The 5221-nt window shown below is 71.6% G+C and carries 3 protein-coding genes; 2 read left to right on the top strand and 1 reads right to left on the bottom strand.

Going from position 1 to position 5221, the window contains the following annotated elements; genetic code table 11:
- Both ABZT18_RS32030 and ABZT18_RS32025 read left to right on the top strand, forming a co-directional pair.
- Positions 1–480, top strand: a 480-nt coding sequence (locus ABZT18_RS32030) for a VTT domain-containing protein (protein WP_355253269.1), incomplete at its 5' end; no start/stop codon positions are given.
- Between the two features lie 143 nt (positions 481–623).
- The gene (locus tag ABZT18_RS32025) at positions 624–1844 is read left to right on the top strand and encodes a hypothetical protein (protein ID WP_354994859.1); all 1221 of its coding nucleotides are present in this window, start codon (positions 624–626) and stop codon (positions 1842–1844) included.
- A gap of 39 nt (positions 1845–1883) precedes the next feature.
- Here the strand turns inward: ABZT18_RS32025 and leuS are convergent, their stop codons facing one another.
- Positions 1884–4724 carry a leucine--tRNA ligase gene (gene leuS, locus ABZT18_RS32020; RefSeq protein WP_354994860.1) on the bottom strand — a complete coding sequence of 947 codons (2841 nt, stop codon included), beginning with the start codon at positions 4722–4724 and terminating at the stop codon, positions 1884–1886.
- Positions 4725–5221: the final 497 nt, after the last annotated feature.

Raw genomic sequence — 5221 nt, 5'->3', positions numbered from 1 at the left:
CCCCGGACCTTCATCACACTCGCCGCGGGTGCCATCTTCGGCCCTCTGGAGGGTGCCGCGTACGCCCTGGGCGCCGCACTGGTGGCGGCGGCGATCGGCTTCACAGTCGGCCGGCTGCTCGGCCGGGAGTTCGTCGCCGAGCGGGTCCGCGGCCGGCTGGCCCGCCTCGACCGGTGGTTCGCGCGGCAGAGCGTGTTCGGCGTGGTCACCGTCCGGCTGCTGCCGATCGCCGGCTTCGGTCTGGTCAGCTACGGCTACGGCACCACCGCCGCCCGGCTGGCGCCGTTCCTGACCGGCAGCGTGATCGCGTCCGCGCCGACCGCGTTCGGGTACGCCGCGATCGGCGCGGCGGTCAGCTCCCCCGGCCACATCAACTGGTACGCCGCCGCCCCGGCCAGCCTCGGCCTGATCGCCAGCCTGGTGCTCGTACGCCAGTGGTGGCGGGCCCAACGACGGGGTGCCGCAGGTTCGACCGGCTGACCCGCGCCGGCAAGCCGCGCAGATCCGGGCCGTCCACGGGCGTCGGCGGGATGGGTCCGGTCGGACCGGCGGTGGTAACGGCCGGACGACGATCCCGCCAGCGGGGCATCGGACACCGCCGGCGCTATCTAGCGTTTGCGACCATGAAGCCCGCGCCCCGAGCCACGGCCCGCTTCCGGGCCGCCACTGCCATCGTTCCGACCCTCGCGGCGGCTCTGCTCGCGGCGTGCACCCCGGGTGACTCACCGGCCGCCTCCGCGCCGCCCGCTACGGCCGAGGCGGTGCCCGCGACACGGGTGACCGCACCGCCGCGTGCCGACTTCTGCCCGGTCGCCATGCCACAGAGCTGGCAGGACGTGCTCCGTGACAGCCGACTGCCGCACGAGCCCGGGGAGCTGTGGGCGGCGCTCGCCCCGGCACCGGACGGCCGCTCCGCGTTCGCGATGGTGCAGCGCGGCGGCCCGATGACGCTGGTCTGGCAGAAGGAGGACGGCCGCCGACAGGAGGTGGCCACCATGCCAGACATGTTCACCTTCCCGCTGTGGGCCGTCTTCGACGGGCGCTGGCTGGTGTACGCGCGCAGCGACCTCGGGCGGGCGGCACCCCACGGCGGCGGTGGCGCCGAACTCTTCGTCTGGGACGCGGAGTCGGGGGCCGCACCACGGCAGGTCGCGGGCACCGCGGATGTCCTCTACCGGCCCCCGCTGCGCGACGGAAAGCTCGCCATCACCACGATCCTCGGCAAGGACAGGGCCGAGCTGGCCCTGCACGACCTGGCTGCCGGGACCGTCCGCACGGTGGCCACCGGTCCGGTGACCGGTGTCGGGTTCCACGGCGCCGACCTGCTCTGGTTCGACCGGGCCACGGGCCGCCTGAACGCGGTCGGTCCGGACGGGAAGGCCGGTTCCGCGCCGCAGCCGAGCCCGGGACCGGGTACCACCATGGAAGTGACCACCGACGGCCGCACCACGGCCTGGGTGTCCCCGGACGAGCGCGACCTGACCGTCTGGCGACCGGACTGGTCGGCACCGGTCCGGGTGTTCCGGGTCAGCCAGCCCTCGCCGTCTCCCGCCACCGCACCTTCGCTGCCATCGGGCGCCAGACCCCCGACCGTCGACCCCTTCCACCGGGTCGCTTCACCCACGGCCGGCGGCGACCTGGTGGTCTTCAACTACCACCAGGGCTGGTACGTGGCCGACCTGCGGTCCGGCTCGTACGTCCGGCTGACCGCCGATGACGCCCACGCGGTCGTCTCGGGTGGTGCGCTGGTGGTGGACAGGGACGACAACTCGGTCCCCCCGGAGCGGGAGGCGTACTCGCTGCTGCGCCTGGACCAGCTGCCACCGCTGCCAGCGTGCCCGTGACCGACCACGCGGGGCTGCTGTTGGGCGTCTCCGTGCACGTCAGACAACCACCGAGACCATGCGGCCCGGGACCACGATGACCTTGCGGGGTTCCTTGCCGGCCAGGGCCGCCGCCACCGCGTCCAGGGCCGCCGTGCGGACGGTCTCCTCGGAGGCGTCGGCGGGGACCTCGATGCGACCACGGACCTTGCCGTTGACCTGCACCGGATAGGTCACCGTGTCGGCCACCAGCAGCGCCGGGTCGGCGGTCGGGAAGTCCGCGTACGTCAGCGACGTCTCGTGGCCCAGCCGCCGCCACAGCTCCTCGGCCACGTGCGGGGCGAACGGCGCCACCATCAGGACCAGCGGCTCGGCCACCTCGCGGGGCGTCGCCGACAGCCCGGTCAGCCCGTTGGTCAGCTGGATCAGCTTGGCGATCGCCGTGTTGAACCGGATGCCGTCCATGTCGCCACGGACCCCGTCGATCACCTTGTGCAGCAGTCGGCGGGTCGCCTCGTCGGCCGGGTCGTCGGTGACCCGCAGCGCGCCGGTCTGCTCGTCGATGACCGCCCGCCAGACCCGCTGCAGGAACCGGTACGAGCCGACCACCGCCCGGGTCTCCCAGGGTCGGGACACCTCCAGCGGACCCATCGACATCTCGTACACCCGGAACGTGTCCGCGCCGTACGCGGCGCACATGTCATCGGGCGTCACCACGTTCTTCAGCGACTTGCCCATCTTGCCGTACTCGCGGTTGACCACCAGGTCGTCCAGGTAGTAGGCGCCGTCGCGCTCGACGACCTCCTCGGCCTGGACGTAGCTGCCACGCGAGTCGGTGTACGCGTACGCCTGGATCATGCCCTGGTTGAACAGCTTGCGGAACGGCTCGAACGACGACACGTGCCCCAGGTCGAACAGCACCTTGTGCCAGAACCGCGCGTACAGCAGGTGCAGCACGGCATGCTCGGCACCGCCGACGTACAGGTCGGTGCCCCCACAGTCGCCGTCGGCGTTCGGGCCCATCCAGTAACGCTCGTTCTCCGCGTCGACGAACCGATCGGAGTTGGTCGGGTCCAGGTAGCGCAGTTCGTACCAGCAGGAGCCGGCCCACTGCGGCATCACGTTGGTCTCCCGGGTGTAGCGCTTCGGCCCGTCACCCAGGTCCAGCTCGACCTCGACCCAGTCGCGCCGCCGGGACAGCGGAGTCTCCGGGTTGCTGTTCGCGTCGTCGGCCTCGAACGTCTTCGGGGAGAAGTCGTCCACCTCCGGCAGCTCGACCGGCAGCATCTCCTCCGGCAGGGCGATGGCCGCGCCGGTCTCGTCGTAGACGATCGGGAACGGCTCACCCCAGTAGCGCTGGCGGGAGAACAGCCAGTCACGCAGCCGGTAGGTCACCGCTCCGGTGCCGTGCCCGTTCGCCTCCAGCCAGGCGATGATCGTCGCCTTGGCGTCGACGATCCCCAGGCCGTTCAGGTCCAGGCCGCGCTCGGGCGCGGCGCTGTTGATCGCCGGGCCGTCCCCGGTGTACGCCTTGCCGTCGAAGCCCTCCGCCGGCTGCACGGTACGCACGATGGGCAGCTCGAAGACCTCGGCGAACGCCCAGTCCCGTTCGTCCTGCGCCGGCACCGCCATGATCGCGCCGGTGCCGTAGCCGGCCAGCACGTAGTCGGCGATGAAGATCGGGATCTGCCCGCCGGTGACCGGGTTGGTGGCGTACGCGCCGATGAAGACGCCGGTCTTCTCCTTGCTGTCCGACTGCCGCTCGACGTCGGTCTTGGCCGCCGCCGACTTGCGGTACGCCTCGACGGCCGCCCGGGGGCTGGCGTGCCCGCCGGTCCAGGCGTCCCTCGTCCCGTCCGGCCAGGCGGCCGGCACCAGCGTGTCGACCAGCTCGTGCTCGGGCGCCAGCACCATGTACGTGGCCCCGAAGATGGTGTCCGGCCGGGTCGTGAACACCCGGATCGGCTCCAGCGCGGTGGGGAAGTCGACGTGCGCGCCGGTGGATCGGCCGATCCAGTTGCGCTGCATCATCTTGATCGGCTCGGGCCAGTCCAGGCTGTCCAGGTCCTCGATCAGCCGGTCACCGTACGCGGTGATCCGCATCATCCACTGCTTCAGGTTGCGCTTGAAGACCGGGAAGTTGCCCCGGTCGGAGCGACCGTCGGCGGTGACCTCCTCGTTGGCCAGCACGGTGCCCAGCCCTGGGCACCAGTTCACCGGGGCCTGCGAGACGTACGCCAGTCGGTGGTCGTCGACGACCTGGCGGCGCTCGGCGACACTCAGCTCGGCCCAGGCGCGGCCGTCCGGGGTGGGCCGGTTACCGCCCTCGAACTCGGCGATCAGCTCGGCGATCGGGCGGGCCCGGCGGGCGTCGCGGTCGTACCAGGAGTTGAAGATCTGCAGGAAGATCCACTGGGTCCAGCGGTAGAAGTCGGTGTCGATGGTGGCCACCGAGCGGCGCTCATCGTGGGCCAGTCCCAGCCGGCGCAGCTGCGCCTTGTACCGCTCGATGTTCGCGACCGTGGTCGTCCTGGGGTGGGTGCCGGTCTGCACCGCGTACTGCTCGGCCGGCAGGCCGAACGCGTCGAAGCCCATCGCGTGCAGCACGTTGCGGCCGGTCATCCGCTGGTAGCGGGCGTAGCAGTCGGTGCCGATGTAGCCCAGCGGGTGGCCGACGTGCAGGCCGGCGCCGGACGGGTACGGGAACATGTCCAGCACGTACAGCTTTTCCGCGCCGGCGCGGGGGTGGGTCGGGTCGGCCAGCGGGCCGGCCGGGTTCGGTGCGTGGAAGGTGCCCTCGCGCGCCCAGGTGTCCTGCCAACGAGTCTCGATCTCGTCGGCCAGGGCCGCGGTGTACCGGAACGGGGGAATGTCGCCCGCCGGTGCGGCTGCCTCACTCATCGTCTCTCCTCGCTTCGCTTCGCTTCGTCTCGGCGCCACCGGGCCGGGCCGGCGGCGGGCACAAAAAAGCCCCTCGCGCAGGAGGGGCCGCCGTGCTGTCGCGCGTTCAGCGCATCAGCACGGCCCGGTAAGAAGCAGGAAGACTCCGGCCATGTCGGGCAGTGTACCTCGCCGCCCGCCCGGCCTGCCGGGCCCCGGGGTCGGTCGAATCCCCGTCCCCCGACGTGGCGAATATCGGGGCGTAACCGACGGACTACCTGCGGGGGTCGGCGATAGCGACAAACATGGTTAGCCTGAGAGACCAGTGAGATTCCTGCGGCAAAAGAGGCTCGACGTCGCGAACCCAACGGCGGGTCCAGGTGCTCTCTAAAGAGCTGCCGTGACTGCGACGAGGAGGAGGCCCGTGACACAACAGACCTGGGACGAGGTGGGCGGCCTACTGCCGCACGACGAGTTCCGCGCTGCCAGCGAGGCCATCGTGGCCAACATCGAGCAGG

The organism is Micromonospora sp. NPDC005291, assembly GCF_040607415.1.
Lineage (GTDB): Bacteria > Actinomycetota > Actinomycetes > Mycobacteriales > Micromonosporaceae > Micromonospora.
The sequence above is the reverse complement of the archived record's forward strand: the minus strand, read 5'-3'. Positions and strand labels throughout refer to the sequence as shown.

Coding starts and splice junctions, on each gene's coding strand:
- ABZT18_RS32025 (WP_354994859.1), top strand. CDS start 624: ATGAAGCCCGCGCCCCGAGCCACGGCCCGCTTCCGGGCCGCCACTGCC.
- leuS (WP_354994860.1), bottom strand. CDS start 4,724: ATGAGTGAGGCAGCCGCACCGGCGGGCGACATTCCCCCGTTCCGGTAC.